The organism is Nocardia sp. NPDC051833, from assembly GCF_040681225.1.
Classification (GTDB): domain Bacteria; phylum Actinomycetota; class Actinomycetes; order Mycobacteriales; family Mycobacteriaceae; genus Nocardia.
Genome location: NZ_JBFAYK010000001.1, coordinates 1,077,909 through 1,104,540, shown reverse-complemented (window position 1 = coordinate 1,104,540; position 26,632 = coordinate 1,077,909). Strand labels below are relative to the sequence as shown.

Sequence of the window (26,632 nt, the reverse complement as noted above, 5' to 3'; positions counted from 1 at the left end):
TTCCACCGATGGCCGACAACGACGAGCTACGCCGGTATCTGAAGAAGACCGCGAAAGAGCTGTACGAGACCAAGCAGCAGCTCCGTGAGCTCACCGATCGGTCGCAGGAGCCGATCGCCATCGTCGGCATGGCCTGCCGGTACCCCGGCGGCGTGCGGTCACCCGAGGACCTGTGGCGGGTGACCGCGGACGGGGTGGACGCGGTCGGGGCCTACCCGGACGATCGTGGCTGGGACCTGGAGCGCCTCTTCGACACCGACCCGGACGCGCCCGGCACCGTCTACACCCGCGACGGCGGATTCCTCGACGCCATCGGTGACTTCGACGCGGCGTTCTTCGGGATCGGGCCGCGTGAGGCGGCCGCGATGGACCCGCAGCAGCGGCTGATGCTCGAGGCGTCCTGGGAGGCGCTCGAGGACGCGGGGATCGACCCGGTGTCCTTGCGCGGCAGCGATACCGGAGTCTTCGCGGGTGTCATCCACCAGCACTACGGGCCGCGCATCGGCTCGGCGGCCATCAGCGCCGAGACGGAAGGCCATGCCTACCTCGGTGTCTCGAACAGTGTGCTGTCCGGGCGGATCGCGTACTCGTTCGGCTTCAAGGGCCCGGCCATCTCGGTCGACACCGCCTGCTCGTCCTCACTGGTGGCCCTGCATCTGGCCTGCCAGGCCCTGCGTCAGGGTGATGCCACCCTCGCGCTGGCCGGTGGCGTCACCGTGATGTCGGATCCCTCCCTGCTGATCGCGTTCGCGCGGCAGCGCGCCCTGTCCCCGGACGCGCGCTGCAAGGCGTTCGCGGCCGCCGCGGACGGGACGGGCTTCTCCGAGGGCCTCGGCGTGCTGGTGCTGGAGCGGCTGTCGGACGCGCGGCGCCTCGGACACCCGGTGCTGGCCGTGGTGCGTGGCAGCGCGGTCAACCAGGACGGCGCGAGCAACGGCCTGACCGCGCCCAACGGTCCGTCGCAGGAGCGGGTCATCGCGCAGGCGCTGGCGAACGCGGGTCTCGAGCCCGCCGACATCGACGCCGTCGAGGCGCACGGGACCGGCACGATGCTCGGCGATCCGATCGAGGCGCGGGCGCTGATCAGCGTCTACGGCGCGCGGCGCGCGGGCGCGCCGCTGCGGCTGGGGTCGCTCAAATCGAATGTCGGGCACACCTCGGCGGCGGCCGGTGTCGGCGGCGTGATCAAGATGGTGCAGGCCCTGCGCCACGGTGTCCTGCCGAAGACCCTGCACGTGGACGCGCCCACACCGCACGTGGATTGGTCGGCGGGCACCGTCGAGCTGCTGCGGGACAACGCGCCGTGGCCCGCGGGGGAGCGGACCCGGCGGGCCGGGGTGTCGTCGTTCGGGGCCAGCGGCACCAACGCGCACCTCATCCTCGAGGAAGCGCCCGCCGAGCCGGTCGACGACGAGGCCGCGCCGGTCGCGACCCCGGTCGGGCCGGAGGTCGTGCCGCTGATCCTGTCCGGCAAGTCCGGCGACGCCCTGCGCGCCCAGGCGGATCGCCTGCGGCAGTGGCTGATCGGCCATCCCGACCGCGATGTCCGGGAGGTGGCGCACGCGTTGACGACCTCGCGGGCCCTGCTGGAGTGGCGCGGCGCGGTCGTCGGCCGGGACCGCGACGAACTGCTCGCCGGGCTGGCCGAGCTGGCGCCGGGCGCGCCCGGCGCGCTGACGGCGACGGCGACCGCGGAGCGCACGGCCTTCCTATGCACCGGTCAGGGCGCGCAGCGCGTCGGCATGGGCGCGGACCTGTACCGCGCGTTCCCGGTGTTCGCTGCGGCGCTGGACGAGCTGTGCGCCGTCTTCGATCCGCTGCTCGGGCGGTCGCTGCGCGAGGTGATGTTCACCGACGCCGACGGTCTGCTCGACCGCACCGAGTTCACCCAGCCCGCCCTGTTCGCCTTCGAGGTGGCGATGTGCCGGCTGGTCGAATCCTTCGGTGTGACAACGGATTTCCTGATCGGCCATTCGATCGGCGAGCTGGCGGCCGCGTACGTGGCCGGGGTGTGGTCGCTGCCGGACGCGTGCGCGCTGGTGGCGGCGCGGGGCAGGCTGATGGGCGCGCTGCCGGTGGGCGGCGCGATGCTCGCGGTGGCGGTCACCGCCGAGCGCGCGGGCGAGATCGTCGCGGGTCTCGGTACCCGGGTGTCGATCGCGGCGGTGAACGGTCCGTCGTCCTCGGTGCTGTCCGGGGAGGCCGACGCGATCGAGGAGATCGAGCGGCAGCTCACCGCCGAGGGGGTGCGGACGAGCCGGTTGCGGGTCAGCCATGCCTTCCATTCGGCGCGGATGGAGCCGATGCTGGCCGAATTCCGCACGGTGGCAACCGGTATCACCTACGCGTTGCCGCGGGTGCCGATCGTGTCGAACGAGTCCGGCGAGCTCGCGGACGCGACGGTGACCGATCCCGAGTACTGGGTGCGGCAGGTGCGTGGCTGCGTGCGGTTCGCGCCGGGCGTGGCCGCCCTGGTCGCGGCGGGCGCGCGGCGGTTCGTCGAGCTGGGCCCGGACGCGGTGCTCACGGTCATGACCGGGGAGTGCCTGGCCGAGACACCGGAGATCGAGTCGGTGTCGACGGTGGTGGCGTTGTCGCGGCGGTCCGTCGACGCGGTGACGCAGTTCGTCACCGCGCTGGCCCGGTTGCAGGTCGCGGGTGTGCCGGTGACGTGGGCACCGCTGTTCGCGGATCGGCCCGTACCTCGGATCCCGTTGCCCACCTATGCCTTCCAGCGTCGGCGTCACTGGCTGCAACCGGACCACGGCGCATCGACCGGTGCCTCGGATCATCCGATCCTGACGGGCGTGGTCGGGGTGGCGGGCACCGACGAATGGCTGCTCACCGGCAGGCTCTCGCTGCGGACCCAGCCGTGGATCGCCGATCACATGACCTACGGCGTGGTGGTCGTGCCGAGCGCGACCCTGATCGAGTTCCTGCTCGCCGCGGGCACGCGGATCGGCTGCGAGGTCGTCGACGAACTCACCTTGCAGGCGCCGATCCTGCCGACCGCCGACACCGAGATCGAGCTCCAGGTCCTGGTCCAGGCCGCCGACGCGGCGGGACGTCGCCCGTTCGAGTTCTACTTCCGGACCTCGCCCGAGTCGGAGTGGGTGCACAACGCCACCGGCGCGCTGGCCGCCCGCTGGGACGGCGACGCGGCCCTGATGGAGCGGCTGCGCGACGAGGACTGGCCGCCCGCCGATGCCGAAACAGTTGACAGCGACGGACTTCCGGGGCGGATCTCCCGGGCCGCGGGGCTCGAGTACGGTCCGGCGTTCCTCGGCGTCCGCGCCGTGTGGCAGCGCGACGACGCCGTCTTCTCCGAGATCGCCCTGAACCTCGACGCGGCACCCGAAGCAGGCCGCCACGAGCTGCACCCGGCCCTGCTGGACATGGTCATGCACGCGGGATTCGCCCAGTTGCTCTGGGGCGAGGGCAATCCCGATCCGGACACGGGCCGGCTGCTGTTCCGGTGGGGCGGTGCGCGCTTCCACACACCGGGGAAGGTGCCACCGGAGGTGACCTCGCTGCGGGTCGTCGCGGTCGCGTCCGGCCCGGAGACCCTCTCGGTCGCGGCGATCGATTCCGAAGGCGCGCCGATCATCTCGGTCGACGCGGTCGTGATGCGTCCCTACGACGTCAAGGAGTTCCGGAGCACGGTCGCCGGTGCCGAGGCGAGCCTCTACGAGGTGCGCTGGGAGCCGGCCACGGACACCGCCGGGCCCGCCACCGCGGCGGCGACGGCCACCCTCGCGGCCACGATCGTGCCGGGGATCGACCTCGCGTTCGCGTCGGTCGCGGATCTCGGTGCGGCGGAATCTGTTCCGCCCGTCGTGGTGTGGCGACCCGGTGCGCGGGGCGCGGAGGGCCCGGAAGTGGTGCGCACGGCTGTCCACGAGACCTCGGCCACGCTGAAGCACTGGCTCGCCGAGGAACGGCTGGCCGCTACCCGGCTGCTCGTCGTGACCACGGACGGCGTGGGAATGCCCGGTGAGACACCCGATCTCGCCGCCGCCGCGATCTGGGGTCTGGTGCGGAGCGCGCAGTCGGAGCACCCCGATCGCTTCGTCCTGATCGACGAGGACCCGGCCACACCACTCGACTCCGACCGGATCGCGGCCGCGGTGCGCTCCGGCGAACCGCAGGTCGCGATCCGCGGTGACCGGCTGCTGACACCGCGACTGGTGCGCGCGGCCACCGCCGACCCGGCACCGATGTCCGTCGGCGACGGAACCGTGCTGATCACCGGCGGCACCGGTGGGCTCGGTGCCCTGTTCGCCCGCCACCTCGTCACCGCGCACGGCGTCCGCGAGCTGGTGCTGACCTCCCGTCGTGGCCCCGAGGCACCGGGCGCCGCCGAACTGGTGGCCGAGCTCGCGCGGCTGGGTGCCGCGGCGCGCGTGGTGGCCTGCGATGTGGCCGACCGGGACGCGGTGCGCGCGCTTCTCGACGGCATCGGCACCGGGCTCACCGCCGTCGTGCACACCGCCGGGGTGCTCGCGGACGGCACCGTCGCCACGCTGACCGACGACCAGGTGGACCGGGTCCTGGCCCCGAAGGTCGACGGCGCCTGGCATCTGCACGAGCTGACCATGGACCGGACGCTGTCGGCGTTCGTGCTGTTCTCCTCGATCGCGACCGTGCTCGGCACGGCCGGGCAGGGCAACTACGCCGCCGCCAACGGTGTCCTCGACGCGCTCGCCCGGCGTCGCCGGACCGCCGGGCTGGCCGCCACCTCCCTGGCCTGGGGGCCGTGGAACCAGGGCAGCGGCATGACCGGTGGCCTGGATCGCGCCGCCCTCGCCCGCTGGGACCGGCTGGGCACGAGCCCACTCGCGAACGCCGACGGCCTGCGCCTGTTCGACGAGGCGCTCGCCCACCCGGCGGCGTGCCTGGCGCCGACCGTGTTCGACGCGGGCGCGCTGCGCCGGGAGACCGATCCCGCCGCAGTTCCCGCCGTCCTGCGCGGCTACGTGCGCCGCTCGACCCGCCCGGCGCACGCGGCGACCGCGGCGCCGGTGGGCTCCCTCGGTGCCCAGCTGGCCGAGGTCCCCGAGGCACGTCGCGCCGAACTGATCCTGGACGTGGTGCTGGCCCAGGCCGCCGCGGTGCTCGGCCACGAGTCGGGCAGCGATATCCGGCCCGACCAGCGCTTCGACGAGATCGGCTTCGACTCCCTCGGTGGCGTGGAGTTCCGCAACCGGCTCGGCAAGGCCACCGGCCTGCAACTGCCGTCGACCCTGGTGTTCGACCATCCGACCCCGGCGGCGGTGGCCGCGCTGGTGCAGTCGCGCGTCACCCCGGCGACCGGTGCGCCCGTCACCAAGACCGTGCGCCGGGTCAGGGCCGACGAGCCGATCGCGATCGTCGGCATGGCCTGCCGGTTCCCCGGCGGCGTCGAATCACCGCAGCAGCTCTGGGATCTCGTCGCCGCCGGGGTCGACGCGACCGGCGAGTTCCCCGCCGATCGAAGCTGGGATCTGCCCCGCCTGTTCGACGCGGACCCCGACAAGCCGGGGACCGTGTACACCAATCGCGGCGGATTCCTCTACGACGCGGGCGATTTCGATCCCGGCTTCTTCGGGATCAGCCCGCGCGAGGCATCGGCGATGGACCCGCAGCAGCGGTTGCTGCTCGAGGTGTCGTGGGAGGCGCTGGAGGACGCGGGCATCGACCCGATCTCGTTGCGCGGCAGTGATACCGGTGTGTTCGCCGGCGCGGGCGCCTCGGGCTATGTCGATCGCGTGGTCGGTGACCTGGAGGGCTATCGGCTCACCGGCACCACCAGCAGCGTGATCTCCGGGCGCGTGGCCTACGTCCTCGGGCTGGAAGGTCCAGCGGTCACCGTGGACACCGCGTGCTCGTCGTCGCTGGTGTCCCTGCACCTGGCCTGCCAGGCGCTGCGGCAGGGCGAGAGCTCGCTGGCGCTGGCCAGCGGTGTCACCGTCGCGGCGAGTCCCTACCTCTACGTCGACTTCGCCCGGCAGCGCGGCCTCTCGCCGGACGGGCGCTGCAAGGCGTTCTCCGACGCGGCCGACGGCGTCGCCTTCGCCGAGGGCGTCGGCGTGCTGGTGCTGGAACGGCTCTCCGACGCCCGCCGCCTCGGACACGACGTGCTGGCCCTGGTGCGCGGCACGGCCGTCAACCAGGACGGCGCGAGCAACGGGCTGACCGCGCCGAACGGCCCGTCCCAGGAGCGGGTGATCGCCCAGGCGCTGGCGAGCGCCGGACTCACCCCCGCCGACGTGGACGCGGTGGAAGCGCACGGCACCGGCACCCCGCTGGGTGACCCCATCGAGGCCAACGCGCTGATCGCCGCCTACGGCCAGGATCGCGGCGAGCGCGAACCGCTGCGCATCGGCTCGATCAAATCGAATATCGGGCACACGGTCGCGGCGGCCGGGGTCGGTGGCGTCATCAAGATGGTGCAGGCATTGCGCCACGAGACCCTGCCCGCGACGCTGCACGCCGAAGTGCCGTCCCCGCACGTGGATTGGTCGGCGGGGTCGGTGCGCCTGCTGACCGAGCCGGAACCGTGGCGCGCGGGTGGGCCGGTGCGCCGGGCGGGTGTGTCGTCGTTCGGTGTCAGCGGCACCAACGCGCACGCCATCCTCGAGGAAGCGCCCGCCGCCCGATCGGTCGTCGCGGAGCGGGCCGCCGACGGTCCGCGCACGGTGCCGCTGCTGGTGTCGGCCAAGAGCCGGACCGCGCTCGCGGCCCAGGCGGCGCGCCTGCGGACCTGGCTGCTCGACCACCCCGATGCCGATGCGGCCGATGTGGCGTACTCGCTCGCGACGAGCCGCGCGCAGCACGAATACCGCGCGGCGGTGCTCGGCGGCGACCGCGACGACCTGCTGGACCGGTTGGGCAAGCTGGCCGCCGGGACCCCGTCGACCGGCGTGGTGTCCGGGACGGTGGGCTCCGGCAAGACCGCGTTCCTGTTCACCGGCCAGGGCGCGCAGCGGGTCGGGATGGGTGCCGAGCTGGCGCACGCCTTCCCGGTCTTCGCGACGGCCCTCGACGAGGTGTGCGCCCGGTTCGACCCGCTGCTGGGCTGTTCGCTGAAGCAGGCGATAGTCACCGGACACCTGCTCGACGATCAGGGCGTCGCGGCGGACGGGATCCTGGACCGCACCCGGCTGACCCAGCCCGCGCTGTTCGCCTTCGAGGTGGCGCTGTACCGGTTGGTGGAATCGTTCGGGCTCGTCCCGGATCTGGTGATCGGGCACTCCATCGGTGAACTGGCCGCGGCGCACGTCGCGGGTGTGTGGTCCCTGGACGACGCCTGCCGCCTGGTCGCCGCGCGCGGCGCGCTGATGGACGCGCTGCCCGCAGGCGGCGCGATGCTGGCCGTCGCCGCCACCGAGGCCGAAGTCACCACGGCCGTCACGGAATTCGCCGATCGGGTGTCGGTGGCCGCGGTGAACGCGCCCGCCGCCGTGGTGATCTCCGGCGACGAGGACGCCGTCGACGCGCTCGATCGGCGGTTCGCCGAGCAGGGCCGCAAGACCAGCAGGCTGCGGGTCTCGCACGCGTTCCACTCGCACCGGATGGAGCCCATGCTGGCCGAGTTCGAGGCGGTGGCGGCGGGCGTCACCTATCACGCCCCACGAATTCCCTTGGTGTCCAACGTTTCCGGTGCGGTCGCCGGTGACGAGATCCTCGCTCCGGCGTATTGGGTCGCGCAGGTGCGTGGCGCGGTCCGGTTCGCGCCGGGCATCGAGACCCTGGTGGCCTCGGGTGTGCGCCGATTCCTGGAGATCGGTCCCGACGCGGTCCTCGCGGCGCTGACGCGCCAGACCCTGCCCGCCGAGATCGAGGAGCGATCCACGGTCGCCGCCGCGGCCCGCCGCGACCACGACGAGGTCGCCCAGTTCCTGACCATGCTCGCCACCGCGCACACCGCCGGAGCGACGCTGGACTGGACCGGGCTGTTCGCCGCGGGCCGGGTGGCGCGAGTCGGCCTGCCCACCTACGCCTTCGAGCACCGGCGGTTCTGGCTCGACGCCGCGCCGGTCGGCACCGGCGCGACCTCGGCGGAACATCCGCTGCTCACCGACGTGGTGCGGGTGGCCGACCGGGACGAGTGGCTGTTCACCGGTCGCTTGTCGCTGCGCACCCATCCGTGGATCGCCGACCACATGACCTACGGCGTCGTGCTCGTCCCGAGCGCGGCGCTCATGGAGATGCTGCTGGTCGCGGGCGCGCGCATCGGGTGCGGCGCGGTCGAGGAGCTCACCCTCGAGTCGCCGATCCTCCCGCCCCCGGAGGGCGCGGTGGAACTCCAGGTCCTGGTCCGGGAACCGGATGCCGCGGGGCGCCGGTCGTTCACCTTCCACTACCGGCTCGCCGACGCGGCCGACACCGAGTGGACGCGCAATGCCAGCGGCGTGCTGAGCGGTCATCAGCTCACCGATATCGGGCTGATGGAGATGCTGCGCGCCGAGCCGTGGCCGCCGGTCGGCGCGGCACCGGTCGATCCCGCCTGGATTCCCGCCCAGGTGGGCCGGGTGGCCGGACTGGAATACGGGCCGTCCTTCTACGGCATCGACGGCGCGTGGCGCACCGGCGACACGATCTTCTCCGAGGTCACGCTGAGCCAGGAGGTGCCCGCCGACCGGTTCCAGCTGCATCCGGCGCTGTTCGACATGGTGATGCACGCCGGACTGGTCTGCCTGATCTGGTCCGACGAAGCGAACAACCCGGCCGAGGGCAAGCTGCTGTTCCGCTGGGGCGCGACCCGCTTCCACACCACCGCGAAGGTGACCTCGCTGCGGGTGATGGCCATTCAGCGCGACAGCGAGACCATCACGGTCGTTGCCGTCGACCAGGACGGCAACCCGGTCGTCTCCATCGACGAAGTGGTCATGCGCTCCTACGACGTCCAGCAGTTCCGCGCCAATCTGGCCGGTGGCCGCGCGGCCCGCTACGGGGTGCGCTGGACGGCGGTCGGCACGCCGGACGGGCTCGCGCAGGCGGGCAGCGCCGCCGTCCTCGGCGCCGCCCCGGTCCTCGGGATCGATGAGCACCACCCGGATCTGGCGGCACTGGCGGCGGGCTCGGTGCCCGACCTCGTCGTCTGGTCCGAAGCCGCGGCACCGCACCAGGAGTCGTCGCCGGGGGATCGGGTGAAGACCGCGCTGGCGACGGTGCGCGGCTGGCTGGCCGACGACCGGTTCGCCCGATCGCGACTGGTCGTGGTCACCCGGCGCGCGGCCGGACTGCCCGAGGAGACGCCGGATGTCGCGGCGGCGGCGGTCACCGGTCTGATCCGCAGCGCGCAGACCGAGTACCCCGGACGGATCGTGCTGGTCGACGCCGACGCGACGCCCGTGTCGGCGGAGGCGATCCGTCCCGCCATCGCGACCGGTGAGCCGCAGGTGGCGGTGCGCGGCGACCGCGTCCTGTCCCCGCGTCTCGAGCCGGTGACCACCGCGGTCACCCACCCCGTCGCCTTCGGCGGGGGCACGGTGCTGATCACCGGCGGCACCGGCGGATTGGGTGCCCTGCTGGCCCGGCATCTGGTGACCGCCCACGGCGTGCGGCAGCTCCTGCTGGTGTCGCGGCGCGGCGCGAGCGCCGACGGCGCGGCGGAACTCGCCGAGGCGCTGACCGGGCTCGGGGCCGAGGTGCGGATCGCCGCGTGCGATGTCACCGACCGGGACGCACTCCGTGACCTGCTGCTCGAGGTCCCGGCGGAGCATCCGCTGACCGGCGTCGTGCACACCGCGGGGCTGTTGGCGGACAGTACTTTCCACGCCCTCACCGCCGAGCAGGTCGATCGGGTGTTCGCGCCGAAGGCCGAGGCGGCCTGGCACCTGCACGAGCTCACCCGCGATCTCGACCTGTCCGCGTTCGTCCTGTTCTCCTCGATCGCCGGCGTGCTCGGCTCGGCCGGACAGGCGAACTACGCCGCCGCGAACAGCTTCCTGGACGCGCTGGCGATTCGGCGCCGGGCCGAAGGACTGCCCGCGCTGTCGCTGGCCTGGGGTCCGTGGCAGCAAGACATCGGCATGACCGGCACCGTGGACCGGCTCGCCCTGAGCCGGATGGAGCGACTCGGCCTCGCTCCGCTGGACCGCGCCGACGGCCTGCGCCTGTTCGACGACGCGCTGACCACCGCCGACCCGGTGCAGGCCCTGGTCCACCTGGACACTGACAAGCTCCGCGTCGAAGCGCACACCGGCCCGGTGCCCGGTGCCCTGCGCGGCTTCGTCCGCACCAGGGACCGGGCGGGCGCGGCCCCGAGCAACGAACCCTCGCTCGGCGAGCGCCTGCACGGCGTGGCCGAGCCGAAGCGGCGCGGTCTGGTCCTGGACCTGGTGCGCGACACCGTCGCCGCCGTGCTCGGCTACGGCTCGGCCGACGACATCGCCCCCGATCGCGGCTTCGACGAACTCGGCTTCGATTCGCTCGGCGCCGTCGAGTTCCGCAACCGTCTCTCGACCCTGACGGGCCTGTCGCTGCCGTCGACCCTGGCGTTCGACTACCCGACCGCCGGTGACCTCGCCGACTACCTGCTGGCGCGGACCACCGTCGTCGCACCGGCCACCCCGGCGGTGACACCCGACGACATCGCCCGGCTGGAATCGCTGCTCGACCGGATCATCGCCACCGCGGGCGATGACGACGACACCGTCGCCGGCCTGCGCGGCGTCAACAACCGCCTGCGCACCTACCTGTCCGGCCGCTGGCCCGACAGCGAGTACGACGATCTCGACCTGCCCTCCGGCAGTGAGCTCTTGGATTTGATCGACGAGGAGTTTGGCCCAGCATGAGCAACCCCGGCACCAGTAACGAGGAACGACTCAGCCGGTATCTGCGCAAGCTCACCGGAGACCTCCGCGCCGCCAAGAAGCACATCGACCAGCTCGAGGAGCGGGCCGCCGAGCCGATCGCGATCGTCGGCATGAGCTGCCGGTATCCCGGTGGCGTCGAGACCCCGGCCCAGCTGTGGGATCTGGTCGCGACCGGCACCGACGCGGTCGGCCCGTTCCCGGCCGACCGCGGCTGGGACCTCGAGCGCCTGTTCGATCCCGACCCCGACGCGGCGGGCGCGATCTATACCCGCGAGGGCGGGTTCCTGGACGCGGCAGGCGATTTCGACGCGGCGTTCTTCGGGATCGGGCCGCGCGCCGCCGAGGCGATGGACCCGCAGCAGCGGTTGTTCCTGGAAGCCGCGTGGGAGGCACTGGAGGACGCGGGCATCGACCCGGTGTCGTTGCGCGGCAGCGACACCGGAGTGTTCGCGGGCGTGATCCATCAGGACTACGGGCCGCGCGTCGGCTCGCCCGGCCTGACCGCAGAGGCCGAAGGCCATGCCTACCCCGGCGTTTCGGCCAGTGTGCTGTCCGGACGGGTGTCGTTCACGTTCGGCCTCAAGGGCCCGGCGCTGTCGGTGGATACCGCCTGCTCGTCCTCGCTGGTCGCCCTGCACCTGGCGTGCCAGGCGCTGCGCCAGGGGGATACCTCGCTCGCCCTGGTCGGCGGCGTGACCGTGATGTCGGATCCCACCCTGCTGATCGCCTTCGGCCGCCAGCGCGCGCTGTCGCCGGATGCCCGGTGCAAGGCGTTCGCGGCCGGGGCGAACGGCACCGGCTTCTCCGAGGGTCTCGGCATGCTGGTGGTCGAGCGGCTCTCGGACGCGCGCCGCAACGGCCACCCGATCCTCGCGGTGGTGCGCGGTACGGCCGTCAATCAGGACGGTGCCAGCAGCAGGCTGACCGCGCCCAACGGTCCCTCGCAGGAGATGGTGATCGCGCAGGCGCTGGCCAATGCCGGTCTGACGCCCGCCGATATCGACGCCGTCGAGGCGCACGGCACCGGAACCACCCTCGGCGACCCGATCGAGGCGCAGGCCCTGATCGCCGCGTACGGCCGGGACCGCACCGGTGCCCCGCTGCGCATCGGGTCGCTCAAGTCGAACATCGGTCACACCTCCGCCGCGGCGGGCGTCGGCGGCGTGATCAAGATGGTGCAGGCGCTGCGCCACGAAACACTGCCCGCGACACTGCATGTCGATGCCCCGACCCCGCATGTGGACTGGTCGGCGGGCACGGTGCGGGTGCTCACCGAGGCGGAGCCGTGGCCCGCGGGCGAGCGGGTGCGCCGGGCGGGTGTGTCCTCGTTCGGCGCCAGCGGCACCAACACCCACGTCATTCTCGAGGAAGCCCCGGCCGCGGTCGAGGCCGCCGCACCGCAGGATGACGACGCGCCGCCGGCCGTGGCGCTCGGCATCGCCCCGGTGCTTGTCTCCGCGAAAACCGAAGCGGGCCTGCGGGATCAGGCCGCCAAGGTGCTGCGGTGGGTGACCGGCCACCCCGAACTCGGCGTCGACGACATCGGCTATTCGTTGTCGACCACGCGTGCCCGGCTGGAGTGGCGCGGTGCGTTCGTGGCCGCCGACCGGGACGGACTGCTCGCCGGGCTTACCGCCCTGGCGGAGTCGTCGCCCGCCGGTGGGGTGACCACGGGCCAGGCGGTGCTGCGCAAGACCGCGTTCCTGTGCACCGGCCAGGGCGCGCAGCAGCACGGCATGGGACGCGCGTTGTCCGCGGCGTTCCCGGTGTTCGCGGCCGCGCTGGACGAAGTCTGCGCGCAGTTCGACCCGCTGCTTGGCATCTCGCTGCGGCAGCTGATGTTCGACGGCGGCGACGCCGCGCTGCACCGCACGGAGTACACCCAGCCCGCCCTGTTCGCCTACGAGGTCGCGCAGTACCGGCTGTGGGAATCGTTCGGTGTGACAGCGGATGTCCTGCTCGGCCATTCGATCGGTGAGCTGGCCGCCGCGTATCTGGCCGGCGTGTGGTCGCTGCCGGACGCGTGCCGGCTGGTGGCGGCGCGCGGCCGCCTCATGGGTCAGCTGCCCGAAGGCGGCGCGATGCTGGCGGTCGCGGCGAGCGAGGCCGAGGTCACCGAGGCGCTCGCGGAGCACCTGGGCACGGTGTCGATCGCCGCGGTGAATTCGCCGACCTCCGTGGTGGTTTCCGGTGACGAGGACGCGGTCACGGCGCTGGAGCGGCTGTTCACCGAGCGCGGCGGCAAGACCTCGCGGTTGACGGTGTCGCACGCGTTCCACTCGCACCGGATGGACGCGATGCTGGCCGAGTTCGAGTCCGTCGCCAGGGAGGTGACCTACCAGCGTCCGCAGCTCCCACTGGTCTCGAACCTGTCCGGTGAGCTCGCAGGCGACGAGCTGCTGGACCCCGCCTACTGGGTGCGGCAGGTCCGGGAGGCCGTGCGGTTCGCCCGTGGCGTTGACACGCTCGTGGCCTCGGGTGTGCGCCGGTTCGTCGAGATCGGTCCGGACGCGGTGTTGTCCGCGATGACGCGGCAGTGCCTGCCGGACGAGATCGAGGCGCAGTCGCTGGTGGTCGCGGGCGCGCGGCGCGGGCAGGCCGAGGTCGAGCAGTTCGTGCGGTGCGTCGTCGCCGCCGAGGTGGCCGGGGTCGAGGTCGACTGGGCGGCGTTCTTCGCCTCGCGGCCGGTCGCCCGGGTGCCGCTGCCCACCTACGCCTTCCAGCGCCGTCGCTACTGGCTCGAGACCTCCGTCGGCGCCGCCGATGTCGAGTGGGCCGGGCTGGGCGCGGCGCGGCATCCGCTGCTGGGTGCGGTGGTGTCGGAACCGGAGTCCGGCGGTGTCCTGCTGACGGGACGGCTGTCGGTCGCGACCCAGCCGTGGCTGGCCGACCACGTGGTCGCGGGTGTGGTCCTGCTGCCGGGCACCGGGTTCGTCGAGCTGGCGTTGCGCGCGGGTGCCGAGGCCGGGTATCCGGTGGTCGAGGAATTGACCTTGCAGGCGCCGCTGCTCCTGCCCGCCGCGGGTGGGGTGCAGATCCAGGTGGTGGTCGGCGGGACCGGCGACGACGCGCTGCGCCGGTCGGTCGCGATCTACTCGCGTGGCGAACACGACCGCGACGGTCAGTGGCTGTTGCACGCGCGCGGTCTGCTCGCCGGGGAGTCCGCGGCGCTCGACGCCGCCCCGCAGACCTGGCCGCCCGCCGCGACCGGCATCGATGTCGCGGCCGCCTACACGGCGCTGCTGGCCCGCGGCTACGACTACGGTCCCGCCTTCCAGGGTGTCCGAGCGCTGTGGCGACGCGGCGCCGAGGTGTTCGCCGAGGTCGCGCTCGACACCGAAACCGGTGTCCGGGCCGAAGGATTCGGTATCCATCCGGCCCTGCTGGACGCGGCCATGCAGGCCGGTCTGCTCGCCGGTGTGCTGGACGGCGCGCCGGAGTCACCGTTCACCATCCCGGCCGGACAGGTGGTGCTGCCCTTCTCCTGGGAGTCGGTCGCGCTGCACGCCGCCGGAGCGTCCGTCCTGCGCGTGCGGCTGGCCTCGACGGGGTCGTCGGTCTCCTGCACCGCGACCGACGACCAGGGCCGACCGGTGCTGTCGGGCACGCTGACGACCCGGCGAACGCCACTCGACCAGCTCACCGCCGGCGTGGCGAAGCCCGCCGCGCCACTGCTCGCACTGACCTGGTCACCGGTCACGACCGAACCCGCCACGGCGCTCCCGGCCCTCGGCCGGTGGGAGGACCTGGACGCGGAGTCCTCGGTACCGCCGGTGGTCGTCGTCGAGGCCGGATCCGGCTGGACCGCGACCACCGACCCGGACGTGGTGGCCACCACCCACGCCGAGGTCACCCGCGTTCTCACCGTGATCCAGCAGTGGCTGGCGCAGGAGCGCTTCGCCACCAGCACCCTGCTCATCGCCACCCGGGGCGCGGTCGCGCTCCCCGGCGACGACCTCCCCGGTGCCGCCGTCTGGGGCCTGGTGCGTTCCGCCCAGTCCGAGGACCCGGGCCGCATCGTCCTGGTCGACACCGACGCCGCCGTCGACCCGAGCCTGGCGGCCATCGTTCTGGCCGTGGGCGAACCGCAGGTCCTCGTCCGCGACGGTGTCATTCACACCGCCCGCCTTACTCGCCCGGACAGCCGCACGGGGGCTACCGCCGGCCTCGCGGGGGCTGCCACTACGGGTGCGGGCGCTGCGGGTACTGGTGCGGATGCTGCCGCCGTCAGCACAGGTGCTGCGGCTCCCGGAGCAGGAGTCGGCGCTCCCGGAGCGAACGCTGCGGTCACCGACTCGACCGCGGCCGCGGGCTTCGGGGACGGGACTGTCCTGATCACGGGTGGTACCGGTGGTCTGGGCGGGGTGATCGCTCGGCACCTCGTGGCCGGGTACGGGGTGCGGTCACTGCTGCTGGTGAGTCGCCGGGGTCCGCGGGCCGAAGGCGTGGACGCGCTGGTCGCCGAGCTGGCCGAGTCCGGTGCGCGGGTGCGGGTGGTGGCGGCTGACGTCACCGATGCCGCCGCGGTGACCGCGCTGCTGGCCGAGGTGCCCGAGCAATCGCCGCTGACCGGGGTGATCCATGCCGCCGGTGTGCTCGACGACGGGGTCATCGGCTCGTTGACCCCCGAGCGGATCGCCAGTGTGCTGGCGCCGAAGGCCGATGCCGCCTGGTATCTGCACGAGGCGACCGCCCACCTGGATCTGTCGGCGTTCGTGGTGTTCTCCTCCGCGTCGGGCACCGTCGGCGGTCCCGGGCAGGGCAACTACGCCGCCGCCAACACCTTCCTCGACGCGCTCGTGGCGCATCGCCGAGCCACCGGGCTGGCGGGTCAGTCGCTCGCGTGGGGTCTGTGGGCTCGCTCCAGCGGGATGTCCGGACAGCTCGATGACACCGACGTGGCCAGGATGCGCCGCACCGGATTCACCGCCATGCCGGACGAACAGGCGCTCGCGGGCTGGGACGCGGCCCTCGTCCACGGCACCCCGCACGCCGTGATCGCCGTTCTCGACACCGCCGCGATCCGGGCCCAGGCCGAGGCCGGACTGCTGCCGCCACTGCTGCGTGACCTGGCGCCCGCGACCCGCCGGACCGCCACCTCGACAGTGGTGTCGGACTTGCGGATTCGGCTCGCGGGCGTGGACGCCGACCGCAGGCGGCAGCTGGTGCTCGACACCGTGCGCACCCACATCGCGGCCGTGCTCGGGCACGACAGTGTGTCCGCGATCGATCCCGCTCGCGCCTTCCAGGATCTCGGCTTCGATTCGCTGAGCGCGGTCGAGCTGCGCAACCGGCTCAAGACCGTCACCGGTCTCGCCCTGCCCGCCACGGTCGTCTTCGACTACCCGACACCGCAGGCGCTGGCCGAGCACCTGGCCGACGAGTTCCTCGGCACGGCCACCGATATCGACGTCGTGGCGGGACGCGCGGTCGACGGCGATCCGATCGCGATCGTCGGCATGGCCTGCCGGTACCCGGGCGGCGTCAGCACGCCCGAGGACCTGTGGCGGCTGGTCGCCGACGGCGTCGACGCGGCCTCGGAGTTCCCGGTGAACCGCGGTTGGGATACCGCGCGGATCTACGACCCCACCGGCGAGAAACCGAACACCACCTACACGCGCGAGGGTGGATTCCTGCACGACGCGGGCGAATTCGACCCCGCGTTCTTCGGCATCAGCCCCAACGAGGCCGCCGCGATGGACCCGCAGCAGTTCCTGCTGTTGGAGAGTTCGTGGGAGGCCTTCGAGCGGGCGGGCGTGGACCCGGCGACGCTGCGCGGCAGCGCGACCGGCGTCTTCACCGGCATGATGTATCACGACTATCCGGTCAACGCGAACTCCGGCTCCATCGCCTCCGGGCGGGTGTCCTATGTCTTCGGTCTGGAGGGGCCGTCGGTCACCGTCGACACCGCGTGCTCGTCGTCGCTGGTCGCCCTGCATCTGGCCGCGCAGTCGCTGCGCTCGGGGGAGAGCGATCTGGCACTGGCCGGTGGTGTGGCCGTGATGGCGACCCCGGAGACCTTCGTGGAGTTCAGCCGTCAGCGCGGGCTGGCACCGGACGGGCGCAGCAAGTCCTTCGCCGATGCCGCCGACGGTGTCGCCTGGTCCGAGGGCGTCGGCGTGCTCGTGCTGGAACGGTTGTCCGACGCCCAGCGCAATGGTCACCGGGTGCTGGCGGTCGTCGCCGGCTCGGCGGTCAACCAGGACGGCGCATCGAACGGTCTGACCGCGCCGAACGGTCCGTCGCAGCGCCGGGTGATCCGGCAGGCGCTGGCCAATGCCGGGGTCTCGCCGGTCGAGGTCGACGCGGTCGAAGCGCACGGTACCGGAACGACTTTGGGTGATCCGATCGAGGCGCAGGCCCTGCTGGCGACGTATGGCCAGGACCGTGCCGAGGACCGCCCGCTGTGGTTGGGCTCGCTGAAGTCCAATATCGGGCACGCGCAGGCGGCGGCCGGTGTGGGTGGCGTGATCAAGATGATCATGGCCATGCACCACGGCGTGCTGCCCCGCACCCTGCACGTGGATCAGCCCAGTACCAAAGTGGATTGGTCCGCGGGACACCTCCGCTTGCTGACCGAGGCCGTCGCGTGGCCTGAGGTCGATCGGCCGCGTCGCGCCGGGGTGTCCTCGTTCGGCATCAGTGGCACGAACGCGCACGTCATCGTGGAACAGGCGCCGCCTGTCGCGGATTCGACGCCGACGGATGGCGACACGGGACTGCTGCCGTGGGTGTTGTCGGCGCGCGGTGACGATGCCCTCGCCGCCCAAGCGGCACGGCTGGAGACGCACCTCGGCGAATTCGCCGTCGAGTCGAGGGATGTCGGATTCTCGCTGGTCTCCACGCGCGGTGTCTTCGAGCACCGCGCCGTGGTCCTGGCCGGCGACCCGGATCGCCTGCGTGCGGGAATCGCGGCGCTGGCCGCCGGTTCGGCGGCGCCCGAGGTGGTGACCGGCCGGGCGGTGGCGGGCACGACAGGCTTGGTGTTCTCCGGTCAGGGCGCGCAGTGGGCGGGTATGGCGGCCGAGCTGCGCGCCACCTATCCGCTGTTCGCCACGGCCTTCGACGAGATCGTGGCCGGGCTGGATCCGCTGCTGGGACAGCCGGTGTCGCTGAGCGAGGCGCTCTCGGCCGCGGACTCGGTCGACCGGACGGTGTTCGCGCAGGCGGGCCTGTTCGCCTTCGAGGTGGCGCTGTTCCGGCTGCTCGAATCCTGGGGTCTGCGTCCGGACGTGGTGGCCGGTCATTCGATCGGTGAGGTGGCCGCCGCTCATGTCGCGGGGGTGCTGTCGCTGGGTGACGCGTGTGCCCTGGTGGCGGCGCGCGGCCGGTTGATGCAGGCGCTGCCCGCGGGTGGCGCGATGGTGGCGGTGGGTGCGCCGGAAGCCGAGGTGCTGCCGCTGCTGGGTGACGCGGTGTCGATCGCCGCGGTCAATGCCCCTGCGGCGGTGGTGCTTTCCGGTCCCGAGGACGCCGTCACGGCCGTGACCGAGGTGTGTGCCGAGCGTGGCCGGCGCACCCATCGGCTGCGGGTCTCGCATGCCTTCCACTCGGCGCTGATGGAACCGATGCTGGCCGAATTCGCTACGGTGGTAGGCGAATTGACCTTCACGCGGCCGAGCATCGACCTCGTGTCGACGGTCACCGGCCGCCGGGTCGAGAACGAGCTGTCGGACCCGGCCTACTGGGTCGACCAGGTCAGGGCGACGGTGCGGTTCGCCGACGCGGTCGCCACCATGACCGAACTGGGCGTGACCCGGTTCGCCGAGGTGGGACCCGACGCCGTCCTCACCCCGATGATCACCCAGATCATCGACGACCCCGCCGCGACCGTGGTGGCGCTGGCCCGTCGCGACCGGGCCGACGCGTCGTCGGTGCTGACCGGCGTCGCCGGCCTGTTCGTCGCGGGCGCGGCCGTGGACTGGACCGGGCTGTTCCCCGGCGCGCGCCGTGTCGACCTGCCCACCTACGCCTTCCAGCACGAGCGGTTCTGGCTCGACGCCAAACAGGCGCTGGCGAAGTCGTGGCTCGGTGCCGAGCTGGGCGGCGTCACCGCGGTCGGCCTCGACGCGGTCGACCATCCGCTGCTCGGTGCCGTTGTCCCGCACCCGGAGTCGGGTGGGGTCAGCTTCACCGGCCGCTGGTCCGTGGACACCGTGTCGTGGCTGGCCGATCACAGCGTGCTCGGCGTGGTGCTGCTGCCGGGCACCGGCTTCGTGGAACTGGCCGGGTATGTCGGCGGTCTGCTCGGCTGCCCGATGGTGGACGAACTCGTCCTGCACACGCCGCTGACGGTGCCGTCCGACGGCGGTGTCGCGGTCCAGGTCGTGGTGGCCGCCCCCGATGACGCCGGTCGCCGGCGGCTCGGCGTGCACTCCCAGCAGACCGCCGACGGACCCTGGGCCCTGCACGCCGAAGGTGTGCTCGCGCCGACCGCGACCCCCGCCGACTTCGAGCTGACCGCCTGGCCACCGGCCGGCGCGGAGCCGATCGACGTCGACAGCGCCTACGACGAATTGCTCGATGTCGGGTACGGATACGGCCCGTTCTTCCAGGGTTTGCAGGCGGCCTGGCAGCGTGGCGACGAACTGTTCGCGGAAGTGGCGCTGCCCGATCCGCGCGATGCCGAGGGCTTCGGCATCCATCCCGCGCTGTTCGACTCGGCCCTGCACGCCGGGATCATCCACGGGCTGCGTGGTGGTGTCGAAGGCTTCCCGGCGCTGCCGTTCACCTGGAACCAGGTCGTCGTGCACGCGCCGGGCGCCGCCGCCGTGCGCGTCCGGATCGTGCTGGAGGGCACCAGGTATGCCCTCCAGCTCGCCGATGACCAGGGGCAGCCGGTGCTGTCGGTGGGCGCGCTGGTCTCGCGGCCCGTCTCGGCCGAACGGCTGGGCGCGGACCGGATCGCGGAGTCGCTGTTCGCGATCGACTGGGTGCCCGTGGCGGCGCAGGCGGCGGTGGTCGAGCCGGTCCGCATCGCGCTGGTCGGTGCCGCGGGCGCGGGCGAGGTGCCCGGGTACGCGGATCTGGCGGCCCTGGTCGCCGACCTCGAGGCGACCCCGGAGCCGGTGATCCCCGATGTCGTTCTGCTCGTCGCGCCGGATCACCCGGGCGCGGTGCCGGAAGCGGCCCGCGATGTGCTCGCCGAGGTCCTCGACTCGGTGCAGCGATGGCTGGCCGATCCGCGCTGGGACGGTGCGCGTTTGGTCGTGATCACCAGGCACGCGGTGCACGCCGACGAGGTGAACCTGGCGCAGGCGCCGGTGTGGGGGTTGCTGCGCGCCGCGCAGGCCGAGCACCCGGGCCGCGTCCAGCTCCTCGACCTGGACGCCGAGCCCGATCCGATCCGGATCGCGTCGGCCGTGGCAGCAGGGGAACCCGAGGCGGCGCTGCGCGGTTCGGACCTGCTCGTCCCGCGCCTGACCAGGGCCACGCCCGGCACGGTCGCGCGGTCGATCGACACCGGTACGGTCCTGATCACCGGTGGCACCGGCGGTCTGGGCGCGGTGTTCGCGCGGCACCTGGTGACCGCGCACGGCGTCCGTCGGCTGCTGCTGACCTCCCGGCGTGGCGCGGCCGCGACCGGTGCGGCCGAATTGCGTTCCGAGCTAGCCGAACTCGGCGCCGAGGTGACCATCGCCGCGTGCGATGTGTCCGATCGTGCCGCGCTGGCCGCCCTGCTCGCCACCGTGCCCGCCGAGCATCCGCTGGTCGGTGTGGTGCACGCGGCGGGCACCGCCGACAACGGGTTGATCGAGGCGCTCACCCCGGAGCGGATCGAACAGGTCTTGCGGCCGAAGGCCGACGCCGCCTGGCATCTGCACGAACTCACCGCGCCGTCCGCGCTGTCGCTGTTCGTCCTGGTGTCCTCGGCGGGTGGCCTGGTCCTGCCGGCAGGTCAGGCGAACTACGCGGCGGCCAATGTCTTCCTCGACGCCCTCGCCGCGCACCGGCACCGGCTCGGACTGCCGGCGACCGCGCTCGACTACGGCATGTGGGCGCGGGCCACCGGCCTGGGCACCGAGTTGTCGGAAGCCGACTTCGACCGGATGCGCAGGCAGGGCTTCCCGCCGTTGACCGAGGCGGAGGGGCTGGCGCTGTTCGACGCGGCCATCGCCACCGACGCGGCCCAGCTGGTGCCGCTGCGGGTCGACCCGGCCGTGCTGCGGACCCGTGGTGCGCAGATCCCCGCGCTGCTGCGCGCGATCGCCCCGGCACCGGCGCGTCGTCCCACCCGGACGGCGGCGGGCCAGGCGTTCCTGCGCAAGCTGGCCGGGCTGTCCGACGCCGACCGCGGCGGTGCGCTGCTCGAGCTGGTCCGATCGGTGGCCGCCGACATCCTCGGCCACGCCTCGGCCGACTCCGTCGTCGCCGATCGGCCGTTCCAGCAGCTCGGCTTCGACTCGCTCGGCGCCGTGGAGTTCCGCAACAAGCTCAACACCGCGACCGGTCTGCACCTGCCCGCCACCCTCATCTTCGACTACCCCACCCCGGGGATCGTCGCGGAGTTCCTCGATTCCCAGCTCACCGGCACGGTGACGACCGAGGAGCGGGTGGTCGGCCGGGTCCGCGCCGACGACGATCCGATCGCGGTGGTGGCCATGAGCTGCCGTTACCCGGGCGGCGTCGCCTCGCCGGAGGACCTGTGGCAGCTGGTGACCTCGGGTGGGGACACCACGGGGGACATGCCGCGCGATCGCGGCTGGGACCTGGACGGCATCTACGATCCCGAACCCGGCAGGGCGGGCAAGACCTACACCCGGCGCGGCGGATTCCTCTACGAGGCCGCCGAATTCGACGCGGACTTCTTCGGCATCAGCCCGAACGAGGCGACCGTCATGGACCCGCAGCAGCGCGTGCTGCTCGAGGTCTCCTGGGAGGCGCTGGAGCGGGCCGGTCTGGATCCGGCGGTGCTGCGCGGGAGTTCGACCGGTGTGTTCACCGGCGTGATGTACCACGACTACGCGCAGGGCTCCGGGACCGGCAGCAGCGCCGCGGGCAGCCTGGTCTCCGGCCGGGTGTCGTACGTGTTCGGGCTCGAGGGTCCGTCGGTCACGGTGGATACGGCGTGCTCGTCGTCGCTGGTGGCGCTGCATCTGGCCGCGCAGTCGCTGCGCTCGGGGGAGTGCGAACTCGCCCTGGCCGGGGGTGTGGCCGTGATGGCGACGCCGGACATGTTCCTCGAATTCGGTCGTCAGCGCGGGCTCTCGCCCGACGGAAGGTGTAAATCGTTCTCCGACAGCGCCGATGGTGTCGGCTGGTCCGAGGGTGCGGGCGTGCTGGTGCTGGAACGGCTCTCCGATGCCCGCCGCAATGGTCATCAGGTGCTGGCGGTGCTGGCGGGGTCGGCGGTGAATCAGGACGGTGCGTCCAACGGGTTCACCGCACCCAATGGTCCGTCGCAGCAACGGGTGATTCGCCAGGCGCTCGCCAATGCGGGGGTGACGGCGGTGGAGGTCGACGCGGTCGAAGCGCACGGTACCGGAACGACTTTGGGTGATCCGATCGAGGCACAGGCCCTGCTGGCCACCTACGGTCAGGAACGGGCTGAGGATCGTCCGCTGTGGCTGGGTTCGCTGAAGTCCAATATCGGTCATGCGCAGGCGGCGGCCGGTGTGGGTGGCGTGATCAAGATGATCATGGCGATGCGGCACGGGGTGCTGCCGCGGACCCTGCACGCGGATCAGCCCAGTACGAAGGTGGATTGGTCCGAGGGCCATGTCCGACTGCTGACGGAATCGGTCGCGTGGCCGGAGGTGGATCGGCCGCGGCGTGCGGGTGTGTCCTCGTTCGGCATCAGTGGGACGAACGCCCACGTCGTCGTGGAACAGGCACCGCCGGTACCGGATTCGCCCACCCCGATCGCACCGCTCGGCGAGTCGACCCCGTGGGTGTTGTCCGCCCGCAGCGGCGCGGCGCTGGCCGATCAGGCCGCACTGCTGGCGGCCCCGGTCGGCGACCTCGACCCGATCGATCTCGGCTTCTCGCTGGCGACGCGGAGCGTCTTCGAGCACCGGGCCGTCGTCCTGACCGGCGACCGGTCGGCGGAGCTACGGGCACTGGCCGACGGCATCGAGACGCTGAACATGGTGCACGGCAAGGTGATACCTGGGTCGACGGGCTTCGTCTTCTCCGGTCAAGGCGCGCAGTGGGCGGACATGGCCACCGGGCTGCGCGCGGCCTACCCGATCTTCGCGGAGCACTTCGACGGCATCGTCGACCGGATGGAACCGCTACTGGGACAGTCGGAGTCGCTGGCCAACGCCCTCGGCGACGGAGATCTGCTCGCCAGGACGGTGTTCACCCAGGCGGGCGTGTTCGCCTTCGAGGTGGCGCTGTTCCGGCTGGTCGAATCGTGGGGTGTGCGAGCCGAGGTGGTGGCCGGTCACTCGATCGGCGAGATCGCCGCCGCGCACGTGGCTGGCGGGCTGTCGCTCGACGACGCGTGTGTGCTGGTCGCGGCGCGGGGCCGGTTGATGCAGGCGCTGCCCGCCGGTGGCGCCATGGTGGCCGTCGGCGCGGCGGAGGCCGAGGTGCTGGACGTGGCCGCGCGGCTCGATGCGAAGGTGTCGATCGCGGCGGTCAACGGACCGGCCTCGGTGGTGCTGTCCGGCGGCGACGCCGAGGTCACCGCCGTGGTCGAACGCTGCGTGGAGCAGGGGTGGCGCACCCACCGGCTCACGGTGTCACACGCCTTCCACTCGGCGCTGATGGAACCGATGCTCGCCGAATTCGGCGCTGTCGTCGCGGGGTTGAGCTTCGGCAAGCCCACGCTGACGCTGGTCTCCACGGTGACCGGTACCAGGGTCACCGACGAGATGACCGATCCCGCCTACTGGGTGCGTCAGGTGCGCGACACCGTGCGCTTCGCCGACGCGGTGACCACCATGGCCACGCTCGGGGTGAGCCGCTTCGCCGAGGTCGGGCCCGACGCCGCCCTCACGCCGATGGTCGCCCAGACCCTCGACACCGCGACGGCGGTCGCGCTGACCGTGCGTGGCGACGGGACGCCCGCGACCCTGCTGACCGGCCTCGCCCGGCTGTTCGTGACGGGCACGACAGTGGACTGGGCCCGCCTGTACGCCGGGACCGGGGCGCGCCGGGTCGACCTGCCCACCTACGCCTTCCAGCGCCGTCGGTACTGGCTGACCGAAGGGTCGACCGGCGGTGGTGACGCACGATCGATGGGCCTGGTGTCCACCGGGCATCCGCTGATCTCGGCGGTGATCGCCCAGCCGGACTCCGACACGGTGCTGCTCACCGGCCGCCTGTCGACCGCCACCCAGCCGTGGCTGGCCGATCACCGGGTGCACGACGCCGTGCTGTTCCCCGGGACCGGCCTGGTCGAACTCGCCCTGCACGCCGCCGACCGGGTCGGCGGCACAACCCTGGACGAGCTGGTGCTGCGGGCGCCGCTGGTGCTGCCGGAGTCCGGTGGCGCGGCGCTGCGCGTCGTCGTCGGCGACCGGGACGACACCGGCCGTCGCCCGATCCGGATCTACTCCAGCCCGGACGACGGCGACACGGTGTGGACCCTGAACGCCGAAGGCACCGTCGGCACGGACCCGAGCACGCCCGGTGCCGACCTCGCCGCGTGGCCGCCCGCGGGCGCGCTGCCGCTGCCGATCGACGACGGCTACGACGGACTGCGCGCGGCAGGGTACGGCTACGGCCCGGTCTTCCAGGGCCTGCGGGCGGCGTGGCTCCGCGGCGACGAGGTGTTCGCCGAGGTCGCCCTGCCCGAACCCCGGCTCGCCGACGGGTTCGGCCTCCACCCCGCCCTGTTCGACTCGGCGCTGCACGCGCTGCTGCTCGCCGGGGAATTGCCCACGGCGGGAGCGGCGCTCGCGTTGCCGTTCGACTGGTCCGGTGTCACCGTGCACGCCGCGGGCGCCACCGCGCTGCGGGTGCGGATGACCCGGGTCGGCGACCACGGTGTGGTGCTCGACCTCGCCGACCCGTCGGGTGCCCCCGTCGCCACGGTGCGCAGGCTCGCGTCCCGGCCGATGGACCCGGCGCAACTCGTCGCCGGTGCCTCCGTCGTCGGGTCCGCGCTGTTCGATGTCGGCTGGACGCCGATCACGGTGGCGGAGAACACGATCGAGACGGTGGCGTGGGAACGGCTCGGCGCGACCGTCCCGCCCGCGGTGCTCCTGGACTGCCCGGCGGGCGACGATCCCGCCACGGTGCGGGCCGCGACCCATCGGGTGCTGCACGCAGTGCAGTCCTGGCTGGCCGACGCGCGATTCGCCGACTCGGTCCTCGTCGTGCGCACCACCGGTGCCGCCGCCGTCGCCGACACGGACCGCGTCGACCTGGCGGGCGCCGCCGTCGGTGGCCTGGTGCGGGCCGCGCAGTCCGAGAGCCAGGGCCGGATCGTCCTGGTCGACAGTGACACCGACCCCGGCCCGTTGCTCGGAGGCATCCTCGCCACCGGCGAACCGCAGGTCGCCGTGCGCGGCGCGACGGTGCATGCCGCGCGGCTGCGCCGCATCGCCACCACCGCCCTCGGTTCCGCGCAGGCCCCGGCCTACGACCCGGCGGAGACCGTGCTGATCACCGGCGCCGGTGGTCTGCTCGGCGGAATGTTCGCCCGGCACCTGGTCGCCACGCACGGCGTCCGGCGGCTGCTGTTGCTGAGCAGGCGGGGCGAAACCGCGCCCGGCACCGCCGAATTGCGCGCGGAGCTGGCCGAATCCGGTGCCGAGGTGTACTTCGCCGCCTGCGATGTCGCCGATCGGGACGCCCTGGCCCGCGTGCTCGCCGACATCCCGGCCGGGCATCCGCTGGCCGGGGTGTACCACCTGGCCGGTGTGCTCGACGACGGCGCCATCGCCTCGCTGACCCCGGACCGGCTCGACACGGTCCTCGGCCCCAAGGTCGACGCGGCCCTGCACCTGGACGAGCTGACCGCCGACCGGCCGCTGCGGGCGTTCGTGCTGTTCAGTTCGGCAGCGGGCGCTTTCGGCAATACCGGCCAGGGCAACTACGCGGCCGCCAACGCCTGCCTGGACGCGCTCGCCGCCCGGCGCAGGGCGGCGGGCCTGCCGGGGCAGTCGCTGGCCTGGGGTCTGTGGGACGGCGGCATGGCCGGGGAACTCGGCGACGTCGACCGGCTCCGGATGACCCGCACCGGCATGCTGCCGCTCTCGCGGGCCCACGGTCTCGCGCTGTTCGACGCCGCGGCCCAGCTCGACATCGCGGCGCCGATCCTGGCCAGGATGAACCTCGACGTCATGCGCGACGCGGGCTTCGCGCCCGCGCTACTGGCCGGGCTGACCACGCCGCGCCGCAAGGCGGCCGACGGCACCGCCGCCGCGCTGCGCGCCCGCCTGGCCGGCACTCCGGCCGGGGAACGGCTCGGGGTGCTGGTCGAGCTCGTGCGCGACCGGGGCGCGGCGACCCTCGGGCACCGGAACGGGACCGTGATCGATCCCGACAAGGCGTTCAGCGATCTGGGTTTCGACTCGATCACCGCGCTCGAATTCCGCAACAGCGTGCAAGCCGCGACCGGACTGGCCCTACCGGCCACGCTGGTCTTCGACTATCCGACACCGGCCGCGCTGGCCGAGTACCTGCACGCGGAACTCACCGACCACCCGGCCGCTGACCCCGGGGCCGACCAGCCGGACGACGAGATCCGCCGCGCCCTGCAGACCATCCCGCTCGCGCGGCTGCGCGAGGCGGGCTTGCTCGACGCCCTGCTCCAGCTGACGCAGGGACCGGACGACCCCGGCGGCGACGACCCGGCCGACCCGGCCGACGCGATCGACGATCTCGACCTCGACGATCTGATCGAGCTGGCCTTCCACTCGGAGGACTGACCGAGA

The 26,632-nt window shown here is 72.9% G+C and carries 2 protein-coding genes; both read left to right on the top strand.

Translation table 11 applies throughout. The features are described 5' to 3' along the window. The first annotated feature begins 8 nt into the window (after positions 1–8). Positions 9–10,781 (top strand): type I polyketide synthase, encoded by a 10,773-nt coding sequence (locus AB0L91_RS04855; RefSeq protein WP_365007288.1) that lies wholly within the window; start codon positions 9–11, stop codon positions 10,779–10,781. Continuing rightward, the gene (locus tag AB0L91_RS04850) at positions 10,778–26,626 is read left to right on the top strand and encodes a type I polyketide synthase (RefSeq protein ID WP_365007287.1); all 15,849 of its coding nucleotides are present in this window, start codon (positions 10,778–10,780) and stop codon (positions 26,624–26,626) included. Before AB0L91_RS04855 ends, AB0L91_RS04850 begins: the two co-directional genes overlap by 4 nt. Positions 26,627–26,632: the final 6 nt, after the last annotated feature.

What these genes read in the sequence shown, in the direction of transcription:
- AB0L91_RS04855 (WP_365007288.1), top strand. Translation starts at nt 9, where the DNA reads ATGGCCGACAACGACGAGCTACGCCGGTATCTGAAGAAGACCGCGAAA.
- AB0L91_RS04850 (WP_365007287.1), top strand. Translation starts at nt 10,778, where the DNA reads ATGAGCAACCCCGGCACCAGTAACGAGGAACGACTCAGCCGGTATCTG.